Below are 18,857 nucleotides of genomic sequence, written 5' to 3'. Positions count from 1 at the left end.
CTGTGGGTCACGCCGGCTCGACCCGGCAGAGGGTGACCTTGGTTTCCTGCATGAAGGTGACGGGGTCGTAGCCGTAGGTCGTCACCCCGTTCACCGGTTCGCCCAGCACGATGGGGTCGGTGTCGGGCGGGTAGTTGCCGCGCAGACTGTCGCCCTGCCAGAAGCCGGAGAAATGGAAGGGCATGAACACCGTGCCGCTGCCGACCCGGTCGGTCACCAGCGCCTTGACCTTGGCCTTGCCGCCATCCTCCGGCCCATAGACCCAGACCCAGGCGCCGTCCCTGATCCCCAGCCGTTCGGCGTCCTTGCTGTTGATCTCCGCGAACATGTCCTGCTGCAGCTCGGCCAGCCACGGGTTGGACCGGGTTTCCTCGCCGCCGCCCTCATATTCGACCAGCCGGCCGGAGGTCAGCACCATGGGGAAGCGCTGGCGCAGGTCGCTGTCCGCCACCTTGAACTGCAACGAGCGGGCAAGCTGGACCAGACGGAAGTCGCGCCGGTCCTCGATGGCCGGGAAGGACTTCACCAGATCGGAACGCGGGGAATAGATCGGCTCGCGGTGGACCGGCACCGGGTCGGGCAGGTTCCAGGCGACGGCGCGCGCCTTGGCGTTGCCGTGCGGCACGCAGCCATGCTTCAGCGCCACGCGGATGATGCCCATCGACAGGTCGGTCTGCCAGCTGACAGTGTCCACTTCAGCCCCGCCGCCGCCGATGGCCTGGATGACGCGCATCTCGTCCGGCGTCAGGTCCTTGTCCCAGCCCAGCTTCCTCAGCACGGCCATGGTGAATTCGGGATAGCCGTCCTCGATCTCCGACCCCTTCGAATAGGAGCCGTCGGCCAGCAGCGAGACGCCGTTGCGCTCCACCCCGAAGCGGGCGCGGAAGACGCCGCCGCCGTCCATCACATGGCGGGAGGTGTCGTAGAGCACCGCCGACCCCGGATGCCGGATCTCCGGATGGCCCCAGCTCGGCCAGGGCAACCCGTAATAGTCGCCGGCACAGGGGCCGGAGGATGCCCGCATGGTGATCTTGTCGAAATCGGCCTGATGCTTCATGTGCATCTTCAGCCGTTCCGGCGACTGGCCGGTGGCGCCGATGGACAGGCAGCTGCGGTTCATCTCGCGCAGGATGTCCTCCGGCACCGGGCGGGTGTCCTCCACCGTGATGTGCTTGAACATCTCGTCGGCGAAGCCAAGCTTGCGCGCCAGCAGATAGATGATGGTGTAGTCGTCCTTCGATTCGAAGATCGGCTCCACCACCTTCTCGCCCCACTGCATCGAGCGGTTGGAGCAGGTGCGCGACCCGTCGGTCTCGAACTGGGTGCAGGCCGGCAGGATGTAGGTGCCGTTGCGCCGTTCCTTGATCGCGGCGAAGGTGGTCGGGTGCGGGTCGGCGATGACCAGAAGGCTGAGCTTCTCCAGCCCCTTCACCATTTCCGGCATGCGGGTGACGGTGTTGCCGCCATGGCCGAAGCACATCATGGCGCGCAAGGGGCTGGGCTGGTCGATCTCGCTGGGCTTCGCCAGCACGGCATCGAACCAGCGGGTGGTCGGGATGCCCTTGGCCTCCATCAGATCCTTGGTGGCGAAGCGGCCCTTCAGATCGTCGTATTCGACGTCCCAGGCGCGGGCGAAATGCTTCCACGCCCCCTCCGCCAGCCCGTAATAGGCGGGCAGCGTGCTGACATCGAGGCCGAAGTCGGTGGCGCCCTGCACGTTGCAGTGGCCGCGATAGATGTTGGCGCCGCCGCCGGCCACGCCGATGTTGCCGAGCGCCAATTGCAGGATCGACAGGGCGCGGACATTGGCGGTGCCGACCGTGTGCTGGGTGACGCCCATGCACCAGATCACCGTGCTGGGCTTGTTCTTCGCCAGCGCCTCCGCCACACGGCGAAGCTGGGATCCGGGGGCGCCGGTCACCCGCTCGACCTCCTCAGGCGTCCATTTCTTCACCTCGGCGCGGATCTCGTCCATGCCGTAGACGCGCTGGCGGATATACTCCTTGTCCTCCCAGCCGTTTTCGAAGATGTGCCAGAGCAGGCCCCAGGCGACCGGGATGTCGGTGCCGGGCCGGATGCGGACATATTCGGTGGCATGCGCGGCGGTGCGGGTGAAGCGCGGGTCGATGACGATGAAGGGGGCGCGGTTGTGCTCCTTGCCGCGCAGCATGTGCTGCATCGACACCGGATGCGCCTCGGCCGGGTTGCCGCCGACGATCAGCAGCGCCTTGGCGTTCTGGATGTCGTTGTAGCTGTTGGTCATGGCGCCGTAGCCCCACGTGTTCGCCACGCCGGCGACCGTGGTTGAGTGGCAGATGCGCGCCTGATGGTCGACGTTGTTGGTCCCCCAGAAGGCCGCCAGCTTGCGGTAGAGATAGGCGCCCTCGTTGGAGAACTTCGCCGAGCCGAGCCAGAACACCGCGTCAGGCCCCGACGCCTTGCGGATGTCCATCAGCTGGTTGCCGACTTCCTCGATCGCCTGGTCCCAGCCGATGCGCTGCCAGACGCCATCGACCAGCTTGAGCGGATATTTGACGCGCCGGGTGCCCTTGGTCAGCTCGCGCACCGAGGCGCCCTTGGCACAGTGGGTGCCCTGGTTGATCGGGCTTTCCCAGCCCGGCTCCTGCCCGACCCAGACGCCGTTCTGCACCTCGGCGATCACGGTGCAGCCGACCGAACAGTGGGTGCAGACATTCTTGCGCGTCACCACCTCGACATTCGGCAGGATCGGACCGGCCTCCGCCTTGCGGATCATGGCACCCGGCAAGGCGCCGACAGCGGCGATGCCGCCCGCGGCAAGGCCGGAGCGGCGCAGGAAGCCGCGGCGGCTGACTCCCGACTCAAGACTGTCGGCCAGAGCCGCGACCAGACCGGACCGTTTTCCTCCCGCCGCTTTCGCCGAACTGCGTTTGACCAGCATGGATAGTCTCCGGATCGCCCTACAGGCGGTTCAGCGCGTAGAAGCGCTTGACATGTTCGGTTTCGCGGTAGCGGGCCTTCACCTGTTCCTGCGGCGATTCCATCGCTTGCGCCTCGTCGCCGGCCGGAAGCACGGCTGCCGCAGCGGCACCGGCCGCACCCAACCCCAGCGTTTTCAGGATGTCGCGGCGTTGAAGCGGATTGCGCGGGGGTTCTGGCGGCGTCTTCATGCGTCGGCTCCCTCCAGTTCTTCGGTCTGTCTGTTCAGGGCTTCCTGCTCGATCTCCAGGAACAGGCGGCCGATGGTGCCGACCGGGCGGTAGAGGGCTGCCGCCTCCGCCTTTTCCAAGTCCTGGAAGAATCGCCCGGCCCAGGGAGTCAGGTGGCTGTCCAGCATGTGGCGCTGCACCGCCGGGTCGGCCCCCTCGCGGATCAGCATGGCCATCACGTCGCACAGGGCGGCGATGTGGTCCTCCGGCTCGGACACGTCGGGGGCGCGTTCAAGCCCCAGGGCCTGGAGGTCGGCGCGCAGGGCCGACAATGGCCGGTCGGTGAGGAAACCGGTGCGGTAATAGGAGGCGTAGGGCACCAGCTCGCCCTGGACGACACCGATGAACAAGGTGTTGAACGCGCGTTCCACCGCCTGGGGATCGGTGGCGCGGGCGCGGGCGGCCAGATCGTCGAACGCCCGGCCGAGCGGCGTCGTGTCGCCGGTGAGACCCGCCAGCAACGCCAGCAGGGCGGCGCCCGGCGGGGCGGCCAGCGTCAGCGCCAGCAGCCGGTAGACGTCGGCACGGAGGGCATCCGCACCGCTTTCCGGATCATGAACCGTCATCACACTCCCGCAAGCCGCTCCGGAATTCATGCATGGGCGATGGGCAGCCCGAACTTGGTTAACAGTCGCCAGGGGCAAAGGTTGCCTCACCCGTTCGGGGCTACCCTGCCGGGATCATCCTTTTTCCCTGTCGGCTGGATCACTTCTGCGGATTGCCGGCCTGCTGGGGGTCGATCTGCGGGCGCCCGGAGAAGTTGCGGTGTGCGACCGACGCCTCCTCCCCAACCCGCGCGCCGGATGAGGCGAAGGTCTCGTCGGCGCTGCGGGCGAACAGGGCCGGCAGGACTGCCCAGGCGCCGCCGGCCAGAATGACGATGGCGCAAAGCGCGGCGAGGAAGGCTTTCATCGAAATATCTCCACACGGCGCCGATGGGGCGTGGCCGCGCTGCCGGCCTCTCCCGCCATCGAACAACACCGCCCGCGCCAGATTGTTTCCGCCTCGCCTTTTCTTCTTGATATGCTCTTATAGAGCAAATATGGTTTTGCTCAGAACGAGCACAGAGCGGAGCCGTCAAATGCCCGAGGTCGCCGAACTCGCCTACACCCCTGCCGTCGCCGCGGCGACCGCACCGGTCTATGAGCGCATGAAGCGCGTCGTGCCGGCCATCGAGTGGCCCTTCCACGCACCGCTGGTCCACGCCATCAACGAGCTGAAGCGCGAACGAAACGCCGTCATCCTGGCTCACAACTATCAGACGCCGGAGATCTTCCACGGCGTGGCCGACATCGTCGGCGACAGCCTGGCGCTGGCCGCCAAGGCGACCGAGACCGACGCCGACGTGATCGTGCTGGCCGGCGTGCATTTCATGGCGGAGACGGCGAAGCTGCTCAATCCGGGCAAGACGGTGCTGATCCCCAGCCGCAATGCCGGCTGCTCGCTGGCCGACAGCATCACCGCCGCAGACGTCCGGCTTCTGCGCGAGGCGCATCCCGGCGTGCCGGTGGTCGCCTACGTCAACACCTCGGCCGAGGTGAAGGCGGAGGTCGACATCTGCTGCACGTCGGGCAACGCGGTGGAGGTGGTGGAATCGCTCGGCGTCGACCGGGTGATCTTCCTGCCCGACGAGTATCTGGCGCACTACGTCGCCACCCAGACCAAGGTCGGGATCATCGCCTGGAAGGGCCATTGCGAGGTGCATGAGCGCTTCACCGGCGCCGAGATCGACGAGTTCCGCCGCCGGTTCGACCGGCTGACCGTGATTGCCCACCCCGAATGCCCGCCCGATGTGCTGGAAGCCGCCGATTTCGTCGGCTCCACCGCCCGCATGATCGACTTCGTCGGCACCGAGAAGCCGCCGCGGGTGCTGATGGTCACCGAATGCTCGATGAGCGACAACGTCGCCGCCGCCTCGCCCGAAACGGAGTTCGTGCGGCCCTGCAACCTGTGCCCGCACATGAAGACGGTGACGCTGTCGGGCATCCTGGCGTCGCTGCAGACCCTGGAGCCGCGCGTCGAGATCCCGGACGCGCTTGCCGCCCGTGCCCGCCGCTCCGTCGAGCGCATGCTGGCGGTGAAGCCGAAGTGAGTGCGTAGAATATCCCTTTCCCATGGCGGGAGAGGGAGAGCCAGGAGTCCTCCCATGACCTCCAGCACGCCTTACGATGTCCGCGATGCCGAGGTGATCGTCGTCGGCTCCGGCCTTGCCGGGATGACCGCGGTGCTGCAACTGGCACCGCGCGCGGTCACGCTGATCACCAAGACGGCCGGCCTGCCCGGCGGCTCCAGCCTCTACGCCCAGGGCGGCATCGCCGCTGCCGTCGGCCCCGGCGACCGGCCGGAGGACCATGCCGCCGACACCGTCGCCGCCGGGGCCGGGCTGGTCGATGCCGCGATGGCGGCCCTGCTGACCCGAGACGGCGCCGCCCAGGTCCGCCGGCTGCTGGCGGACGGCCTGCCCTTCGACCGCGCGCCCGACGGCTCGCCGCTGCTCGGCCGCGAGGCCGCCCACGGCGCCGCCCGCATCGTCCATGCCGGCGGTGACGCCACCGGCCGCACGCTGGTCACCGCCCTGGCCGAGCGGGTGCTTGCCACCCCCTCGGTGCGGGTGGAGACCGACGCCTTCGCCGTCGATCTCGTCCTGCGCAACGGCCGGGTCTGCGGCCTGCTCGCCTGCCACGGGCAAGGCTGGGTGCTGCACCGCGCACCGCGCGTGATCCTGGCGACCGGCGGCATCGGCGCCACCTTCGCCCGCACCACCAACCCGGCGGAAGCCACCGGCGACGGCCTCGCCATCGCGGCGCGGGCGGGCGCCCGGTTGGCCGACCTGGAATTCGTCCAGTTCCACCCCACCGCCCTGGCGGTCGATGCCGACCCGGTGCCGCTGCTGACCGAGGCCTTGCGTGGAGCCGGTGCCCTGCTGCTCGACGGCCAGGGCCACCGTTTCATGCCGGACGAGCATCCGCTGGCCGAGCTGGCGCCACGAGACGTGGTTGCCCGCGCCATCGGCCGGCGCGTCGCCGCGGGGGAGCCGGTGTTTCTCGACCTGCGCCCGGCGCTGGCCGCCAAGCCCGGCGGATTCCCCACTGTCCTGGCACTTTGTGCCGAGCATGGTCTCGACCCCTTCGCCGAGCCGATGCCGGTGGCGCCCGCCGCCCACTACCACATGGGCGGGGTGGTCACCGACGCCGACGGGCGCACCAGCCTGGAGGGGCTGTGGGCCTGCGGCGAGGTCGCCTGCACCGGCGTCCACGGCGCCAACCGGCTTGCCAGCAATTCGCTGCTGGAGGCGCTTGTCTTCGGCGCCCGCGTCGCCCGCGACGTGGCGGAGCGCCCTCTGGCGCCGCTGCCGCCCTTCGCCCTGCCCCGTCCGCCGGCGGTCGCCGCCGACGTCAGCCATATCCTGCTCGACGCCATCGGAGCGGAGGCGCGCAGCGCGCTCTATGACGGCGCCGGTCTGGTCCGCGACGGGCTTGGGCTGCTGGCCGCCAGACGCAAGCTCGACCGGCTGGCGGCGGCCTTGGACACGCTCCGCTGTGAAGACAACGATGCCGAAGCTCCGCCCGCCATCGTCCGGCATTGGGGCGAGGCGCGCAACCGGCTGCTGGTCGGCCGGCTGGTCGTCCATGCCGCCCTGGCGCGGGAGGAGAGCCGCGGCGCCCATTGCCGCAGCGACCATCCGCTGCCGACTCCCGCCTCCATGTCCCGCACCCTGACCCTCAGCGATCTGGCCGGTTTCGCCGCCCCGCTGCCCGGAGACGCCGCATGCTGCATCCTTTGACCATCGAGCCCATCGTCCGTGCCGCCCTGGCGGAGGATCTCGGCCGGGCCGGCGACATCACCACCGACAGCATCGTCCCGGCCGACGCGCGGGCGACCGCCCGCATCGCCGCCCGCAAGGACGGCCGCGTCGCCGGGCTGGAGGCGGCGCTGATCGCCTTCCGCCTGCTCGACTCCGACATCGCCGTGGCGCTGGAACGGATCGACGGCGAGGACGTCCCCGCCGGCGGCACCATCGCCACGCTGACCGGCAAGGCCCGCGCCCTGCTGACGGCGGAGCGCACGGCGCTGAACCTGATGGGCCGTCTCTCGGGCATCGCCACCGCCACCCGCGCCCTGGTGCGCGAGGTGGAGGGCACGAAGGCCCGCATCGTCTGCACCCGCAAGACCACCCCGGGCCTGCGCGTTCTGGAAAAGCATGCGGTGAAGCTGGGCGGCGGCTTCAACCACCGCTTCGGCCTGGATGACGCCGTGCTGATCAAGGACAACCATATCGCGGTCGCGGGCGGGGTCCGTCCGGCGGTGGAGCGCGTCCGCGCCGCCATCGGCCACATGGTGAAGGTGGAGGTCGAGGTCGACACGCTCGACCAGCTGGACGAGCTGCTGGCCCTGCCGGTCGATGTCGTGCTGCTCGACAACATGGATCCGGAAAGATTGCGCCGTGCCGTGCGGATGGTCGATGGCCGGCTGCTGACCGAGGCGTCGGGCAATGTGACGCTCGCCACCGTCCGCGCCATCGCGGAGACCGGCGTCGACATGATCAGCTGCGGCTGGCTGACCCACAGCGCCCCCAACCTCGATCTGGGACTGGATATGTGACGCCCGCCCGCCGGCACTCCCTTTCCCGCGCCGGAAGCGGGAGTGCCGGCCGCGGCGTCACACCGCCAGCGTCTCGACCTTGCCGCCGAGATCCATCATCAGCAGCTCGACATCCAGTTCGGGATGCCGCTGCTTGGCCATCGCCTTCAGCTTGCCCAGATACTGGCCGTGGACTTCGGTTTCCCGCTTGGGATCGCCGGCCAGGTCCTGGTTGAGGAAGGCCTTGTAGGCGCCGCAGTCGCGGTGATCCATCACGATCAGCCGCTTGATGTGATGCAGGTCGCGGGCGATCTCGACCTCGTCCCAGAAGGCTTCGCCCCAGGACGGCTTCTTGTCATTCAGCGCGCCCAGGCTGGCGCCGGCCAGAACGATGTGGTCGTAATTGTCCTTCAGGCCCCGCCCGTCCATATACTCGGCGACCCGCGCCATCAGCCGGTAATCCATGCAGGTCAGCAGCAGCGTGTCGACACCGCCGGCCTGCGCCGGCCGCGTCAGCATCGGGGTCAGCAGCGTCACCCCGGCGGTCAACGTCGCCAGCTTCAGAAAGCCGCGGCGCGAATTCTGCGGAGCGTGGCAGCACTCATGGCCCTGCCCGGCGGCCTGATGCGTTGTCAGATCCCTCATAAAGCCCTCCCTGATTTATTGAACAGGTGGAGGGTAATCGCGAATTAAAGGAAACTCCATCCACAAGGTTTATTGTTAGGGATTTCCCGTATCGCAGAAAAATACGACATGTTTACAGTCCATTCTGTCTTTTGTCACAAATTTATGCCAGGACTTCACGTCATATCCATGAAAATTCAGAAATGATCCATCGAATAGACTGCGGACCATTGATAATTTCTGGAAAGCCCATGCGAAACGAAGCAGGACCAAAAGAAACAGGCCGCTCCGTTCGCATGGAGCGGCCTGTTCCAGGCATGGACGTTTTCCGGTCGTCAGCGTTCGGCCGTCACCCGCCGCGCGTGGTGCTTGGCGCCGGTGTTCCGGCCGACCCGACGGTGCTGGAGGCCGGCGGCGGCGACGCGCTCGCGCTGTGGTTGGGCGAACAGTCCGCGTTGGCGATCCCCGCCGTCAGGAGAGTGGCGAGACCGAACAAAGCGGCGACGACCGGACTGGCTCCATGTGACATTGGATCACCTCCTTTCTGAAACGTTGCGACCACCAACAGATTGACACAGCACAGCGCTCGGTCAATGGCCGATTCAAGCAATCGCCATGCAGTCTCCCAATGGAACAGGTCCGGATCCTGGGCTTGAGCGGGTTTACCATGTTTCCAGCAGCCCGCTCATCGTCGCGAACAGTTCGGACTTCGCTTCGAAGCCGACGCCGGGCAGGTCGGGCAGCCGCACCCGACCGTCCTCGACTGCGATACCGTCGGCAAAGCCGCAGAAGGGCTTGAAGACATCGGGGTAGGATTCGTTGCCGCCCAGATGCAGACCGGCGGCGATGTTCAGCGACATCTGATGCCCGCCATGCGGCACCACCCGCCGGCTGGACCAGCCATTGTCCTTCAACATGTCCAGCGTGCGCAGATACTCGACCAGCCCGTAGCTGAGCGCACAGTCGAACTGCAGCCAGTCGCGGTCGGGCCGCATGCCGCCATGGCGGATCAGGTTGCGGGCGTCCTGGTGGGAGAACAGGTTCTCGCCGGTCGCCATCGGCCGGTCGTAATGGGTGGCGAGTTCGGCCTGCAGCGCGTAATCCAGCGGGTCGCCGGCCTCCTCGTACCAGAACAGGCCATAGGGCTTCAGCGCCTCCGCATAGCTGACGGCGGTGGCGAGGTCGAAGCGGCCGTTGGCGTCGACGCACAGATTCTCGCCCGACCCGACCACCTCCAGCACCGCGTCGATGCGCCGCAGATCCTCCGCCAGCGGGGCGCCGCCGATCTTCATCTTCACGACCTTGTAGCCGCGGTCGCGGTAGCTGCGCATCTCGTCCTGAAGCGCCTTCAGGTCCTTGCCGGGATAGTAATAGCCGCCGGCCGCATAGACCCACACGCTGTCATCGGCCACCCCGCCGCGGAAACGGTCGGCCAGCAGGCGGTAGAGCGGCACGCCGGCGATCTTGGCCACGGCATCCCACACCGCCATGTCGATGGTGCCGACGGCGACGGAGCGCTCGCCATGGCCGCCCGGCTTCTCGTTGGTCATCAGCCGTGCCCAGATGCGGAACGGATCGAGGTTGTCGCCGGTGTCGTCCAGCAGGCTGTCGGGCGCCGCCGACATCAGCCGCGGAATGAAGCGCTCGCGCAGCAGCCCACCCGCGGCATAACGGCCGTTCGAATTGAAACCGTAGCCGATCACCGGCTTGCCGTCACGGACCACATCGGTGACCACCGCGACGACGCTGCAGGTCATCTGGCTGAAATCGATGAAGGCATTGGCGATGTCGGACTTGATGCCGGCGGTCTGCTCGCGGATTTCGACGATGCGCATGGCGGTTCCCCTTGCAGCGTGGTGGCGCGTTTCGTGGCGGCACTGTAGGGATGATGCCGGCCGCCGGGCCAATGCCAAGGTCGGAACGCATCATGCGGGTTCGGCATAGGGCGGCGGGACTCCGGCCCGGCCCGGCAGACGTGATGAAGATTGGGCGATGGAACTCTCCTGGCTCGACGATTTCCTGGCGCTGGTGGATTGCGGCAATTTCTCCCGCGCCGCCGACGCGCGCCACCTGACCCAACCCGCCTTCAGCCGCCGCATCCGCGCGCTGGAGGATTGGGCCGGCACCCCGCTGTTCGACCGCAGCGCCCAGCCGGTCACCCTGACGGAGGCCGGGCGCCGCTTCCGCCCCTTCGCCGACGAGACCGTGCGCCGCCTGCTGCAGGGCCGCGAGGAGGCCCGGCTCGCCGCCCAGTCGGAAGCCGCGACCCTGCGCTTCGCCGCCACCCATGCGCTGTCGCTGACCTTCTTCCCCTCCTGGCTGCGGGCACTGGAAGCCCGCGCGCGGCTGGGCGCCATCACCCTGTCGTCTGACAGCATGGAAGCCTGCGAGCGGCTGATGCTGGCCGGTCAGGCGCAGTTCCTGCTCTGCCACGCCCATCCGGCGGCGGCCGGCCGGCTGGATGCGGAGTCCTTCCGCTCGGTCGTCGTCGGCGGCGACCGACTGCTGGCGGTGACCGCGCCCGATGCCGGCGGCCGGCCGCGCCATCTGCTGGCGGACGGTCAGGACGCGCCGCTGCCACACCTGTCCTACAGCCGCGAATCCGGCATGGGCCGCATCCTGGAGGCGGTGCGGGCGGCACAGCCGCTGCCCGCGGTACTCGACACCGTCTTCACCTCCCACCTCGCGGCGGTTCTGCGCACGCTGGCGCGCGACGGGCGCGGCGTGGCCTGGCTGCCGGAAAGCCTGATCGCCGAGGATCTGGCGCGCGGAACCCTCGTCCGCGCCGGGATTCCGGCCGGCGACGAGCGCTGGACCGTGCCGGTGCAGATCCGGCTGGTGCGTCCGCGCGCACGCCAGAGCAAGGCGGCCGAGAGTTTCTGGACACTCGCGGTCGAAGCCGCCCTGTGGCGCAACGCCGAGTCGCCGGTGGAACCGACAGCCCCGGTTGCCGGAGCCGAGGTCGCCATGGAAAAAGAGTTGTGAGCCGCGGCAGCCAAGTCATTTTGATCGTTGACATTCTCAAAAAAGGCTTCTGGCTAACGCGATTTAGCTGGCGCTACCCCGCCCGATCGGGCAAAATTTGCCTAGTGTGAGTGAAAGAACGTCGCATCGGCGACGGGAGGAACGATCATGGGCGTCAGCAGCATCGGCGGAATCGGCGGCTACCAGCAGCAGCCATACGTCACCCCGCTCAGCAGCGGCCCGGCCGCGGCGCAGCGGTCCACCTCGCCCGTGGAATCCGCGCAGGAAGACGAGACGGAGCGCAACCGCCGCCAGCAGGATGCGCAGACCGTCCAGAGCGGTTCCAGCGGCGGCAACACCACCGCCACCCGCGGCCAGAACCTGAACATCACGGTCTGATCCACAGCGGATCACGCGGCAAGGGCGGTCGGGGAGTGAATCGGGGCAGTGCCCGGTAAGGCGTTGCCTTTGGACCAACGCCTGGACATCGGGCAAGCAGCGCGGGAGGCACCGATGGAGATCCGTGGCGTTTCCAGCACGACGGCAATCCGCCCGACGGCGCTCCAGCCGACGGAAGCCGGCACCGCTTCCCCTGCGGACCCGGCCGAGAACTCCGGCACCGCCGCCAGTGGTCAGGCGGGCAAGGCCTCCGGCAGCGGTTACATCAGCCCCTTCCTGCGCTACGACCAGGGCGCTCGGGTGGCCGTTCTCTATTTCCGCGATTTCGACACCGGCGAAACCCAGGATCAGATCCCGTCCCGGCGCGTGGTCGAGGAATACCGCCGCACCGCCAGCCGCTTGGCCCAGGAGGGCGAGCGGAAGTCGGCATCGGCGAAAAGCAGTGCGGACGATCAGAACGGTTCGACGGGCGGCTCCGGCGACAACGCCGGCACGGCGTCGGGAACCGGTTTCATCACAACCGCGAACGGCTCCGGATCGGCCACTCCCTCCATCGGCGTGTCCTTCGCGAGCAGCAGCGGTGGCAGCAGCAATGGAGGCGGGGGGGCCGGCACGACGGCGGCGTCCGGTAGTGCCGCTCCGGCCACCGGTGGCGCCAGCGCTGCGGCGGCCGGCGGCTCTCCCGGTGGGCTGGTTTCGGTAACGGTCTGACGGACCCGGCCTGGGGGGCGACACATCCCGGGCCGGGCGTCACTGGTGTTGCAGACCTGGTGTTGCCGGCCGTCGGAATGGCCGCGGATCAGCGGATGAAGAACTGGACCGGAACCACCAGTTCGATGCGGTCCTTCGCCATCTCCTCCGGCGGTGCCGGCAGCGGAGAGGCGCGACGGACCATCTCCACCGTCTCCTCGTCCAGCGAAGGAACACCGGAACTGCGGTCGAGCTGGACCGACAGCACGTTGCCGTCGCGGTCGATGGTGAAGCGGACCTGGGCAACCCCCTCCTGCCGGCGGGCCTGGGCGGAGCGCGGATAGCGCTTGTGCCGTTCCAGATGGCTCAGCAGCCGGCCCTGCCATGTCGGCACCGCCCGGCTGGGCGCGGCGGACGGTGCCGGTGCCGCCGGGGCGGGGGCGGGGGCCTGAGCGGGAGCCGGCGGCGCCACCACCGGGGCCTGCTGCACCGGTTGGGCCACCGGACGGGGCGGCTTCGGTTTTTCCGGTTTGGGCTTCGGCGCTTCCTTCTTCACCTCGGGCTTGGGCTTCGGCGGTTCGGGCGGCGGCTTGGGCAGCACGACCTCCGGCTCGACCACGGGGGGCGGCTCCGGCGGCGGGGGCGGGGGCGGCTCCTCGACCACCGGTTCAGGCTCGGGTTCGGGCGGGGGTGGCTCGATCACCGGCTCCGGCATCGGTTCCGGCAGGGGAATGTCGATGGCCGGCGGCGGTTCCGGCGGGGCGACGGGCAGCGGGGCGAGTTCCAGCAGCACGGCCGGCGGCTCCGCCTCGGACGGGGTGACCGGCACATGCCAGGCGACCATCGCGACACCCGCGGCGGCATGGACGCCCAGCGCCAGCATCAGACTGCCACCCCAGCGGAACGCCCCGCGCACCGGCCGTTCGTCGTCCCCGGCGGACCAGTCCACCGCACCGTGGTCGAAGGCCGCGCTCATGGCGTCGGCGCCGCTTCCAGCCCGACGAGGCCGATCTTCAGGTAACCGGCGGCGCGCAGGCTGTTCATCACGTCGGTCAGCGCGCCGTAATCGACGGTCTTGTCGGCCCGGAGGAAGACGCGCTGGGTCTTGTCGCCGTGGGTCGCGGCGTCCAGCGCTGCGCCCAGGGCCTCCCTGGTCGTCGCGGTCTCGCCCAGGGACAGCGTCTTGTCGGCCTGGATGGTCAGGAACAGCGGCTTGTCCGGCCGTGGCGTCGGCGTGGCGGTGGAGGCCGGCAGGTCGACCGGCACATCCACCGTCGCCAGCGGCGCCGCGACCATGAAGATGATCAGCAGGACGAGAACGACGTCGATGAAGGGCGTGACGTTGATCTCATGGGTTTCGGTCAGATCGTCGTCGTTGCCGGAGCCGAGGCGCGCACCCATCGCCGTTACTCCGCCGCGCGGGAATTGCCATGCCCCTGCGCACCATGGGCTTGACCGGCATGGGGCTGGGCCGCATGGGGCCGCGGCAGGGTATGGCGGTCGATGTCGCGGCTCAGCAGGCGCAGCACGGCGGCCGACGCATCGGTCAGCTGCGCCTTGTGCCCGCCGATGGCGCGGCTGCAGGCATTGTAGACCACCACCGCGGGAATGGCGGCGACCAGCCCGATGGCGGTCGCCAGCAGTGCCTCGGCGATGCCCGGTGCCACGACGGCGAGGTTGGTGGTCTGTGCCTTGGAGATGCCGATGAAGCTGGTCATGATGCCCCACACCGTGCCGAACAGGCCGATGAAGGGACCGGTGGACCCGATGGTGGCGAGGATGCCGGTGCCGCGCGCCATGCGCCGGCCGGCCGCTGCCTCGATCCGCTCCAGCCGGGAGGCGGCGCGGTCCATCAGCCCGTCCCGCGACGGCGCATCGGCCGACAGGTGGGTCTCGGCAAGCACGGCGCGGACCAGCACCGCCGCGGTGCCCTGGCTGAAGCCGACCCGCTCCGCCGCCTGCGACAGCGAGCGCGATTCCTCAAGCATCGCCAGCGCCGCCCGCGCCTTGCGCTTGGCGGCGGAAAGCTCGACCGTCTTGGCGATGGCGATGGTCCAGGTCAGGACCGAGGCGAGCGCCAGACCGACCATCACCGCCTGCACCACCGGGCTGGCGGTGACGAACATCCCCCAGGGCGACAGGTCGTGCGGCAGCGAGGCCAGGGCCGCCGCGCCCGCTGCCACTGCGTCCGGCGCACCTTGCACCACCGGCGCGGCGGCCGGCGCGGCAGCCTCCTGCGCGCAGGCTGCGCCGGCCATCAGCGTCCCGGCGCCGGCAACAGCGGCGGCAAGGACAGGACGGTGGCGAAACGATGTCGGCATGGCGGTCCAACTCCCCCTCGGCGCGCTTCGGACGCGCGCCCTGCAAAAACCCGATGCCGCTCCGGAGCAAAGCGCCGGAGCAGATACCCCACCGCGGTTATAGTGCGAATGACTCGCACTCGCACTGAAAATCGTTCGTGCCCGGCGTGGAGTCTTTCGTTTTTTGTGGGGATTCGGCGCTGTTCGACCATGGTTTTGTTCGCCTGCCGAACCATACCGGACACCCGAACCGCCATCGCGATAAAGTGCGAATAAGTCTCACTACCATCGTTCATTGCCGTTGTCTCCGGGAAACTCGCCTGTGCCCGTCCGGCGCGACCCGATGTCGCGCAACCTTCCGGCGGTCCCGCCGGTTGAACCGCCGGGCAAGACAGCGTCCGGGGAGGACGAGGCCCGCGCCCTGATGCGCGATCTCTCGCAGCGCGGCGCCGAGCTGGCCCGCCGCCTCCGGTGATCCGGCATCCCCCCGGCTGCGTACCGGCCGACGGACAGTGAAGGAGCGCGCGCCATGGAACGGCCGGGGGACGGAAGCGGGAACGAAGCGGCGAGCGGGTCGCGATCCGTCACCTGGATCACCGGCGCCGGCAGCGGCATCGGCCGGGAGCTGGCGATCCACCTCGCCAATGCGGGCGCACGGGTGGCGCTCTCGGCCCGCACCATCGAGGATCTGACCTCAGCCGTTCAGATAGTGCCGGAGCGGATGCGGATGTTCCCGCTGGACGTGACCGACCGCGGCGCCACCGCCGCCACCGTCGCCGCCATCGAAAGCCGGCTGGGACCCATCGACCGGGCGGTGCTGAACGCCGGCACCCACAGCCCGATGTCGCTGGAGGATTTCTCCGCCGACACCGCCCGCCGGCTGATGGAGGTCAACTATATGGGCGTCGTCCATGGGCTGGAGGCGCTGCTGCCGCGCATGCGCGCCCGTGGGCGCGGACAGGTGGCGGTTGTGGCCTCGGTCGCCGGCTATCGCGGCCTGCCGACGGCGGCGGCCTATGGCCCGACCAAGGCGGCGCTGATCAATCTCTGCGAATCGCTGAAGCCGGATTGCGACCGCGCCGGGATCAGGCTGCAGCTGGTCTGCCCCGGATTCGTCGACACGCCGCTGACCGCCCGCAACCGCTTCCCCATGCCGGACCTGATGCCGGTGGCGGAGGCCGTTCGGGAACTGGCCGACGGGCTGGATGGCGAGCGGTTCGAGATCACCTTCCCCAGGCGCTTCACCCGCAAGCTGAAGCTGGCGCGCTGCCTGCCTTATCGGCTTTACTTCCCCCTGGTGCGCAAGGCGACGGGAGCATGACGGACGATCCTCGGAACCAGGGGCTGGCGGCCTGGGCCGGCTTCTTCGAGACGCTCAGCCTTGAAACGCTGGACCGGCTGCCGGCGCTGACGGTGCCGGAGGTCCGGTTCCGCGACCCCTTCAACGACGCCCACGGGCACGACGCGGTGCGCGCGGTGCTGCTCCACACGCTGAACGGCTGCCGCGACCTGCGCTTCACCGTCACCCACCGGCTGTTCGCCGCCGATCTGGCGATCCTGCGCTGGCGGTTCGAGGCGACAGTGGCCGGCATCGGCCGCATGGACGTGATCGGCACCAGCGAGGTGCGGCAGGCCGCCGACGGCCGGGTGGCCGAGCACATCGACCATTGGGATTCCGGCGAGCATGTCTATCTGCGCCTGCCGCTGCTGGGCGCGCCGCTGCGCCTCATTCGGCAGCGGCTGGGCGCGTTTCCGCCGCGTTGACGGCGTCCGGCTGCATCAGCCGGCCTTCGGGCAGGAAGAACAGGCTGACCGTGCCGATCCACAGGCCCCAGCGATAGACATTCGCCCGGTTGATCAGCGCATCGCCCGGCTGCAACCACATCCAGTCGTCGAAGCGCACGCGCCAGCGCTCGCCGCCGACCTTCAGCGCCATCTCATAGCTCCAGTTCAGCGCGTTGCCGGCCGACTGTCCCACCGCCCTGCCGATCACGTCGTCGGCCCGCCCTTCATAACGACCCTCGGCGAGTTTGGCGATGCGCCAGACCCGCCGGTCGGTCTCGCCGTCGGCATAGACGAAGCGTTCGTCCAGCACCAGCTCCCGACCGTCCCACGTCCCGTCGATGGCGACGGTGAAGCTGCGGCGCAGCGTGCCGAAGCGGTCCTCGAACATCCCCCAGGCATGGGTACGGCCAGCGAAATAGCGTTCGATCCGCAATTCGGGCGTGTTGGCGGCAAAATCCCCGATCTTCATCGCAGGGTTCCTCCGCTCACGGCCGGCGGAAGCGCCAGAGACCGACATCGATGGTCCCGGCGCGGAACCCGGCCTCGCAATAGGCGAGGTAATAGTCCCACAGCCGGCGGAAGCGCTCGTCGAAGCCCAGCGCCGTCACCTGCGGCCCGGCCTCCAGGAAGCGCCGACGCCACTCCGCGCAGGTGCGGGCATAGGAGGCGCCGAAGGTCTCGACATGATCCACCGCCAGCCCGGCCCGCTCCGCCTCGGCGCGCAGGGCCGAGGGGCAGGGCAGCAGGCCGCCGGGGAAGATGTGGCGCTGGATGAAATCGCAGTTGCGGCGGTAGGCCGGAAAGCGGGCATCGTCGATGGTGATCGCCTGCACCACCGCCGCCCCGCCGGGAACCAGCCGGTCGCGCAGAGTGGCGAAATAGCGCGGCCAATGCTCCTCTCCCACCGCCTCGATCATCTCGATGGAGACGATGCGGTCGAAGCTGCCCCCGAATTCATTGCCGACGTCGCGGTAGTCCATCAGCCGCAGATCGGTCCGCCCGGCCAGCCCGGCCCGCTCCAGCCGGTCGCGGGCGAAGGCCAGCTGCTCCGCCGACAGGGTCAGCCCGACGACCGAGGCGCCACGGCGGCCGGCCAGATGCTCGGCCATCCCACCCCAGCCGCAGCCGATCTCCAGCACCCGGTCGCCGGGGCCGGTTCGCAGCAGGTCGGCGACGCGGGCGATCTTGGCCTCCTGCGCGTCCTCCAGGCTCTGTCCGTCCTGCTGGTAGAGGGCGGAGGAATAGGTCATGCCGGGGTCGAGCCACAGACGGTAGAAGTCGTTGCCCAGGTCGTAATGGAAGGCGATGTTGCGGCGGCTGCCCCGGCGGGAATTGGCACGGCTGCGGTGGAACAGCCGGTTGACCAGCCCGGCCATCAGGCTGCCGTCCAGGCCGCTGCCCAGTTCGGTCTCGTTGCGGATCGCCAGTTCGATCAGCGCCGGCAGGTCGCCGGTGCGCCACAGCCCGTCGCCATAGGCCTCCGCCATGCCGATGCCGCCGCCCAGCAGCAGCCGGCGCGCGGCGGCATCGTCGAGCAGCGTCAGGTCGGCCTGCGGCCCCAGCGCCGGATCGCCGACACACATGGTCCGCCCGTCGGGCAGGCGCAGGGTCAGCTCTCCATGCCGGATGCGGCCGGCCATCCTCACCAGGGCGGCGGTCCACAGGTCGCGTCCGGTCACCAGCCGCAGCCACCGGGGCTGACGTCGAAGCGCGCTTGCTGCGATGTCGGTAGCGATGTCGCTCATGGGCGGAATGCCTTCTCGGAAACGGTCAGGAACGGGTGGGGCCAAGGCTCGTTACGCCGGCCCCCCTCGCGATTGTGCTTGTCACGACGGTGACAGGGTGCGCCGGAGCCGGCGGGCGCGGGCGGATCGCCAGCCCCTTGCGCCACAGATGCAGCGCCTCCCAATGGATGCCGGCGACCACCTTGGCGGTCATCAGCGGATGGCGGGCCCAGGCGCGCAGGATGGCGCCGTCGGTCAGCTCCACCCGCTCCGCGGTCAGCGAGGCATGCAGCACCGGCCCCTCGGCATCGGTCTGCCGGATCGACACCGCCAGCGCCTCCCCCGCCTGCCCGCCGGGCGGACGGATGCGGAAGTGATAGGCGGTCTCCATGTCCATGAAGGGCGAGACGTAGAACCCCTTGTCGCAGTGCTGGCGCACCAGCCCGTCCGCCCCCGGCGCCGCCGCGATCAGATAGGCGTGGCGCTGGCCGAAGGTGTTGGTCACCTCATGGATGATGGCGGCGAGCGTCCCGTCGCGGCGGTGGCAGAACCAGACGCAGAGCGGATGAAGACTCTAGAGGTCCCCGGTCCGAGCTCGAATC

At 69.2% G+C, this 18,857-nt stretch carries 21 protein-coding genes and 1 pseudogene; 9 read left to right on the top strand and 13 right to left on the bottom strand.

What is annotated here, in order from left to right; genetic code table 11:
• Positions 1–7: 7 nt before the first annotated feature.
• From I71_RS22930 to I71_RS22915, 4 genes are all read right to left on the bottom strand, one after another.
• Positions 8–2,920, bottom strand: a complete 2,913-nt coding sequence (locus I71_RS22930) for a formate dehydrogenase subunit alpha (protein WP_042698780.1) — start codon at positions 2,918–2,920, stop codon at positions 8–10.
• Positions 2,921–2,939: 19 nt separating this feature from the next.
• Positions 2,940–3,149, bottom strand: a complete 210-nt coding sequence (locus tag I71_RS22925; RefSeq protein WP_042698777.1) for a twin-arginine translocation signal domain-containing protein — start codon at positions 3,147–3,149, stop codon at positions 2,940–2,942.
• Positions 3,146–3,754, bottom strand: a complete 609-nt coding sequence (locus tag I71_RS22920) for a molecular chaperone (protein ID WP_042698775.1) — start codon at positions 3,752–3,754, stop codon at positions 3,146–3,148. Before I71_RS22920 ends, I71_RS22925 begins: the two co-directional genes overlap by 4 nt.
• A 139-nt stretch (positions 3,755–3,893) precedes the next feature.
• Positions 3,894–4,100 (bottom strand): hypothetical protein, encoded by a 207-nt coding sequence (locus tag I71_RS22915; RefSeq protein ID WP_049976267.1) that lies wholly within the window; start codon positions 4,098–4,100, stop codon positions 3,894–3,896.
• Positions 4,101–4,269: 169 nt separating this feature from the next.
• Between I71_RS22915 and nadA the strand changes: the two genes are divergently transcribed.
• From nadA to nadC, 3 genes are read left to right on the top strand one after another with little or no spacing between them, the layout of a single operon-like run.
• The gene (gene nadA / locus I71_RS22910) at positions 4,270–5,280 is read left to right on the top strand and encodes a quinolinate synthase NadA (protein ID WP_049976266.1); all 1,011 of its coding nucleotides are present in this window, start codon (positions 4,270–4,272) and stop codon (positions 5,278–5,280) included.
• Between the two features lie 54 nt (positions 5,281–5,334).
• On the top strand, positions 5,335–6,972 hold the full coding sequence (locus I71_RS22905; RefSeq protein ID WP_042698769.1) for an L-aspartate oxidase: 1,638 nt from the start codon (positions 5,335–5,337) through the stop codon (positions 6,970–6,972).
• Positions 6,957–7,790 carry a carboxylating nicotinate-nucleotide diphosphorylase gene (gene nadC, locus I71_RS22900; protein WP_042698767.1) on the top strand — a complete coding sequence of 278 codons (834 nt, stop codon included), beginning with the start codon at positions 6,957–6,959 and terminating at the stop codon, positions 7,788–7,790. The genes I71_RS22905 and nadC overlap by 16 nt, the downstream gene beginning before the upstream one ends.
• A 57-nt stretch (positions 7,791–7,847) precedes the next feature.
• On the opposite strand, the gene I71_RS22895 is transcribed toward nadC, so the two are convergent.
• The 3 genes from I71_RS22895 to I71_RS22890 all read right to left on the bottom strand — a co-directional run bounded on the left by I71_RS22895 (position 7,848) and on the right by I71_RS22890 (position 10,228).
• Entirely contained in the window at positions 7,848–8,414 is a 567-nt protein-coding gene (locus I71_RS22895; protein WP_042698764.1) for a carbonic anhydrase, read from the bottom strand.
• Between the two features lie 328 nt (positions 8,415–8,742).
• Positions 8,743–8,922, bottom strand: coding sequence for a hypothetical protein (locus I71_RS38455; RefSeq protein ID WP_158280168.1), 180 nt, complete (start codon positions 8,920–8,922; stop codon positions 8,743–8,745).
• A gap of 133 nt (positions 8,923–9,055) precedes the next feature.
• Complete coding sequence (locus I71_RS22890) at positions 9,056–10,228, bottom strand: mandelate racemase/muconate lactonizing enzyme family protein (protein ID WP_042698761.1); 1,173 nt, start codon at positions 10,226–10,228, stop codon at positions 9,056–9,058.
• A 157-nt stretch (positions 10,229–10,385) separates the two neighbouring features.
• On the opposite strand from I71_RS22890, the gene I71_RS22885 reads away from it, so the two are divergent.
• From I71_RS22885 to I71_RS22875, 3 genes are all read left to right on the top strand, one after another.
• Positions 10,386–11,378 carry a LysR family transcriptional regulator gene (locus tag I71_RS22885; protein ID WP_042698758.1) on the top strand — a complete coding sequence of 331 codons (993 nt, stop codon included), beginning with the start codon at positions 10,386–10,388 and terminating at the stop codon, positions 11,376–11,378.
• 147 nt (positions 11,379–11,525) lie between these two features.
• Positions 11,526–11,756 (top strand): hypothetical protein, encoded by a 231-nt coding sequence (locus I71_RS22880; protein WP_042698754.1) that lies wholly within the window; start codon positions 11,526–11,528, stop codon positions 11,754–11,756.
• A gap of 114 nt (positions 11,757–11,870) precedes the next feature.
• Positions 11,871–12,467, top strand: coding sequence for a hypothetical protein (locus tag I71_RS22875; protein WP_042698751.1), 597 nt, complete (start codon positions 11,871–11,873; stop codon positions 12,465–12,467).
• A gap of 88 nt (positions 12,468–12,555) precedes the next feature.
• Here I71_RS22875 and I71_RS22870 read toward each other — a convergent pair whose 3' ends face one another.
• Genes I71_RS22870 through exbB form a run of 3 tightly spaced genes read right to left on the bottom strand, consistent with a single transcriptional unit; the run spans position 12,556 to position 14,767 of the window.
• Positions 12,556–13,422, bottom strand: a complete 867-nt coding sequence (locus tag I71_RS22870) for an energy transducer TonB (protein WP_049976265.1) — start codon at positions 13,420–13,422, stop codon at positions 12,556–12,558.
• The gene (gene exbD, locus I71_RS22865; RefSeq protein WP_042698748.1) at positions 13,419–13,847 is read right to left on the bottom strand and encodes a TonB system transport protein ExbD; all 429 of its coding nucleotides are present in this window, start codon (positions 13,845–13,847) and stop codon (positions 13,419–13,421) included. The genes I71_RS22870 and exbD overlap by 4 nt, the downstream gene beginning before the upstream one ends.
• Before the next feature lie 5 nt (positions 13,848–13,852).
• Positions 13,853–14,767, bottom strand: coding sequence for a tonB-system energizer ExbB (gene exbB / locus I71_RS22860; protein ID WP_307189021.1), 915 nt, complete (start codon positions 14,765–14,767; stop codon positions 13,853–13,855).
• A 322-nt stretch (positions 14,768–15,089) separates the two neighbouring features.
• Here exbB and I71_RS40650 point away from each other — a divergent pair, with 322 nt between their 5' ends.
• The 3 genes from I71_RS40650 to I71_RS22850 are packed head-to-tail and all read left to right on the top strand — an operon-like array spanning position 15,090 to position 16,510.
• Positions 15,090–15,221, top strand: a complete 132-nt coding sequence (locus tag I71_RS40650) for a hypothetical protein (protein WP_280109907.1) — start codon at positions 15,090–15,092, stop codon at positions 15,219–15,221.
• A gap of 54 nt (positions 15,222–15,275) precedes the next feature.
• Positions 15,276–16,067 (top strand): SDR family NAD(P)-dependent oxidoreductase, encoded by a 792-nt coding sequence (locus I71_RS22855; RefSeq protein WP_042698744.1) that lies wholly within the window; start codon positions 15,276–15,278, stop codon positions 16,065–16,067.
• Positions 16,064–16,510, top strand: a complete 447-nt coding sequence (locus I71_RS22850) for a nuclear transport factor 2 family protein (protein ID WP_042698741.1) — start codon at positions 16,064–16,066, stop codon at positions 16,508–16,510. The genes I71_RS22855 and I71_RS22850 overlap by 4 nt, the downstream gene beginning before the upstream one ends.
• Here I71_RS22850 and I71_RS22845 read toward each other — a convergent pair.
• From I71_RS22845 to I71_RS22835, 3 genes and pseudogenes are all read right to left on the bottom strand, one after another.
• A complete protein-coding gene (locus I71_RS22845; RefSeq protein WP_042698738.1) occupies positions 16,473–17,000 on the bottom strand; it encodes a DUF3833 domain-containing protein in 528 nt (175 codons plus the stop codon). The genes I71_RS22850 and I71_RS22845 overlap by 38 nt on opposite strands.
• Before the next feature lie 16 nt (positions 17,001–17,016).
• The gene (locus I71_RS22840; RefSeq protein WP_049976264.1) at positions 17,017–18,276 is read right to left on the bottom strand and encodes a cyclopropane-fatty-acyl-phospholipid synthase family protein; all 1,260 of its coding nucleotides are present in this window, start codon (positions 18,274–18,276) and stop codon (positions 17,017–17,019) included.
• A gap of 25 nt (positions 18,277–18,301) precedes the next feature.
• Positions 18,302–18,811, bottom strand: a pseudogene (locus tag I71_RS22835) (DUF1365 domain-containing protein); the annotation flags it as partial.
• Between the last annotated feature and the right edge of the window lie 46 nt (positions 18,812–18,857).

Origin of the sequence: Azospirillum sp. B506, assembly GCF_000333595.1 — a bacterium.
GTDB lineage: Bacteria > Pseudomonadota > Alphaproteobacteria > Azospirillales > Azospirillaceae > Azospirillum.
This window is presented reverse-complemented; position numbering and strand designations above follow the sequence as displayed.

Coding starts and splice junctions, on each gene's coding strand:
- I71_RS38455 (WP_158280168.1), bottom strand. CDS start 8,922: ATGTCACATGGAGCCAGTCCGGTCGTCGCCGCTTTGTTCGGTCTCGCC.
- nadA (WP_049976266.1), top strand. CDS start 4,270: ATGCCCGAGGTCGCCGAACTCGCCTACACCCCTGCCGTCGCCGCGGCG.
- I71_RS22905 (WP_042698769.1), top strand. CDS start 5,335: ATGACCTCCAGCACGCCTTACGATGTCCGCGATGCCGAGGTGATCGTC.
- I71_RS22890 (WP_042698761.1), bottom strand. CDS start 10,228: ATGCGCATCGTCGAAATCCGCGAGCAGACCGCCGGCATCAAGTCCGAC.
- nadC (WP_042698767.1), top strand. CDS start 6,957: ATGCTGCATCCTTTGACCATCGAGCCCATCGTCCGTGCCGCCCTGGCG.
- I71_RS22875 (WP_042698751.1), top strand. CDS start 11,871: ATGGAGATCCGTGGCGTTTCCAGCACGACGGCAATCCGCCCGACGGCG.
- I71_RS22920 (WP_042698775.1), bottom strand. CDS start 3,754: ATGACGGTTCATGATCCGGAAAGCGGTGCGGATGCCCTCCGTGCCGAC.
- I71_RS22925 (WP_042698777.1), bottom strand. CDS start 3,149: ATGAAGACGCCGCCAGAACCCCCGCGCAATCCGCTTCAACGCCGCGAC.
- I71_RS22930 (WP_042698780.1), bottom strand. CDS start 2,920: ATGCTGGTCAAACGCAGTTCGGCGAAAGCGGCGGGAGGAAAACGGTCC.
- exbB (WP_307189021.1), bottom strand. CDS start 14,767: ATGCCGACATCGTTTCGCCACCGTCCTGTCCTTGCCGCCGCTGTTGCC.
- I71_RS22915 (WP_049976267.1), bottom strand. CDS start 4,100: ATGAAAGCCTTCCTCGCCGCGCTTTGCGCCATCGTCATTCTGGCCGGC.
- I71_RS22880 (WP_042698754.1), top strand. CDS start 11,526: ATGGGCGTCAGCAGCATCGGCGGAATCGGCGGCTACCAGCAGCAGCCA.
- I71_RS22870 (WP_049976265.1), bottom strand. CDS start 13,422: ATGAGCGCGGCCTTCGACCACGGTGCGGTGGACTGGTCCGCCGGGGAC.
- I71_RS22895 (WP_042698764.1), bottom strand. CDS start 8,414: ATGAGGGATCTGACAACGCATCAGGCCGCCGGGCAGGGCCATGAGTGC.
- I71_RS22855 (WP_042698744.1), top strand. CDS start 15,276: ATGGAACGGCCGGGGGACGGAAGCGGGAACGAAGCGGCGAGCGGGTCG.
- I71_RS40650 (WP_280109907.1), top strand. CDS start 15,090: ATGTCGCGCAACCTTCCGGCGGTCCCGCCGGTTGAACCGCCGGGCAAG.
- I71_RS22885 (WP_042698758.1), top strand. CDS start 10,386: ATGGAACTCTCCTGGCTCGACGATTTCCTGGCGCTGGTGGATTGCGGC.
- I71_RS22840 (WP_049976264.1), bottom strand. CDS start 18,276: ATGAGCGACATCGCTACCGACATCGCAGCAAGCGCGCTTCGACGTCAG.
- exbD (WP_042698748.1), bottom strand. CDS start 13,847: ATGGGTGCGCGCCTCGGCTCCGGCAACGACGACGATCTGACCGAAACC.
- I71_RS22850 (WP_042698741.1), top strand. CDS start 16,064: ATGACGGACGATCCTCGGAACCAGGGGCTGGCGGCCTGGGCCGGCTTC.
- I71_RS22845 (WP_042698738.1), bottom strand. CDS start 17,000: ATGAAGATCGGGGATTTTGCCGCCAACACGCCCGAATTGCGGATCGAA.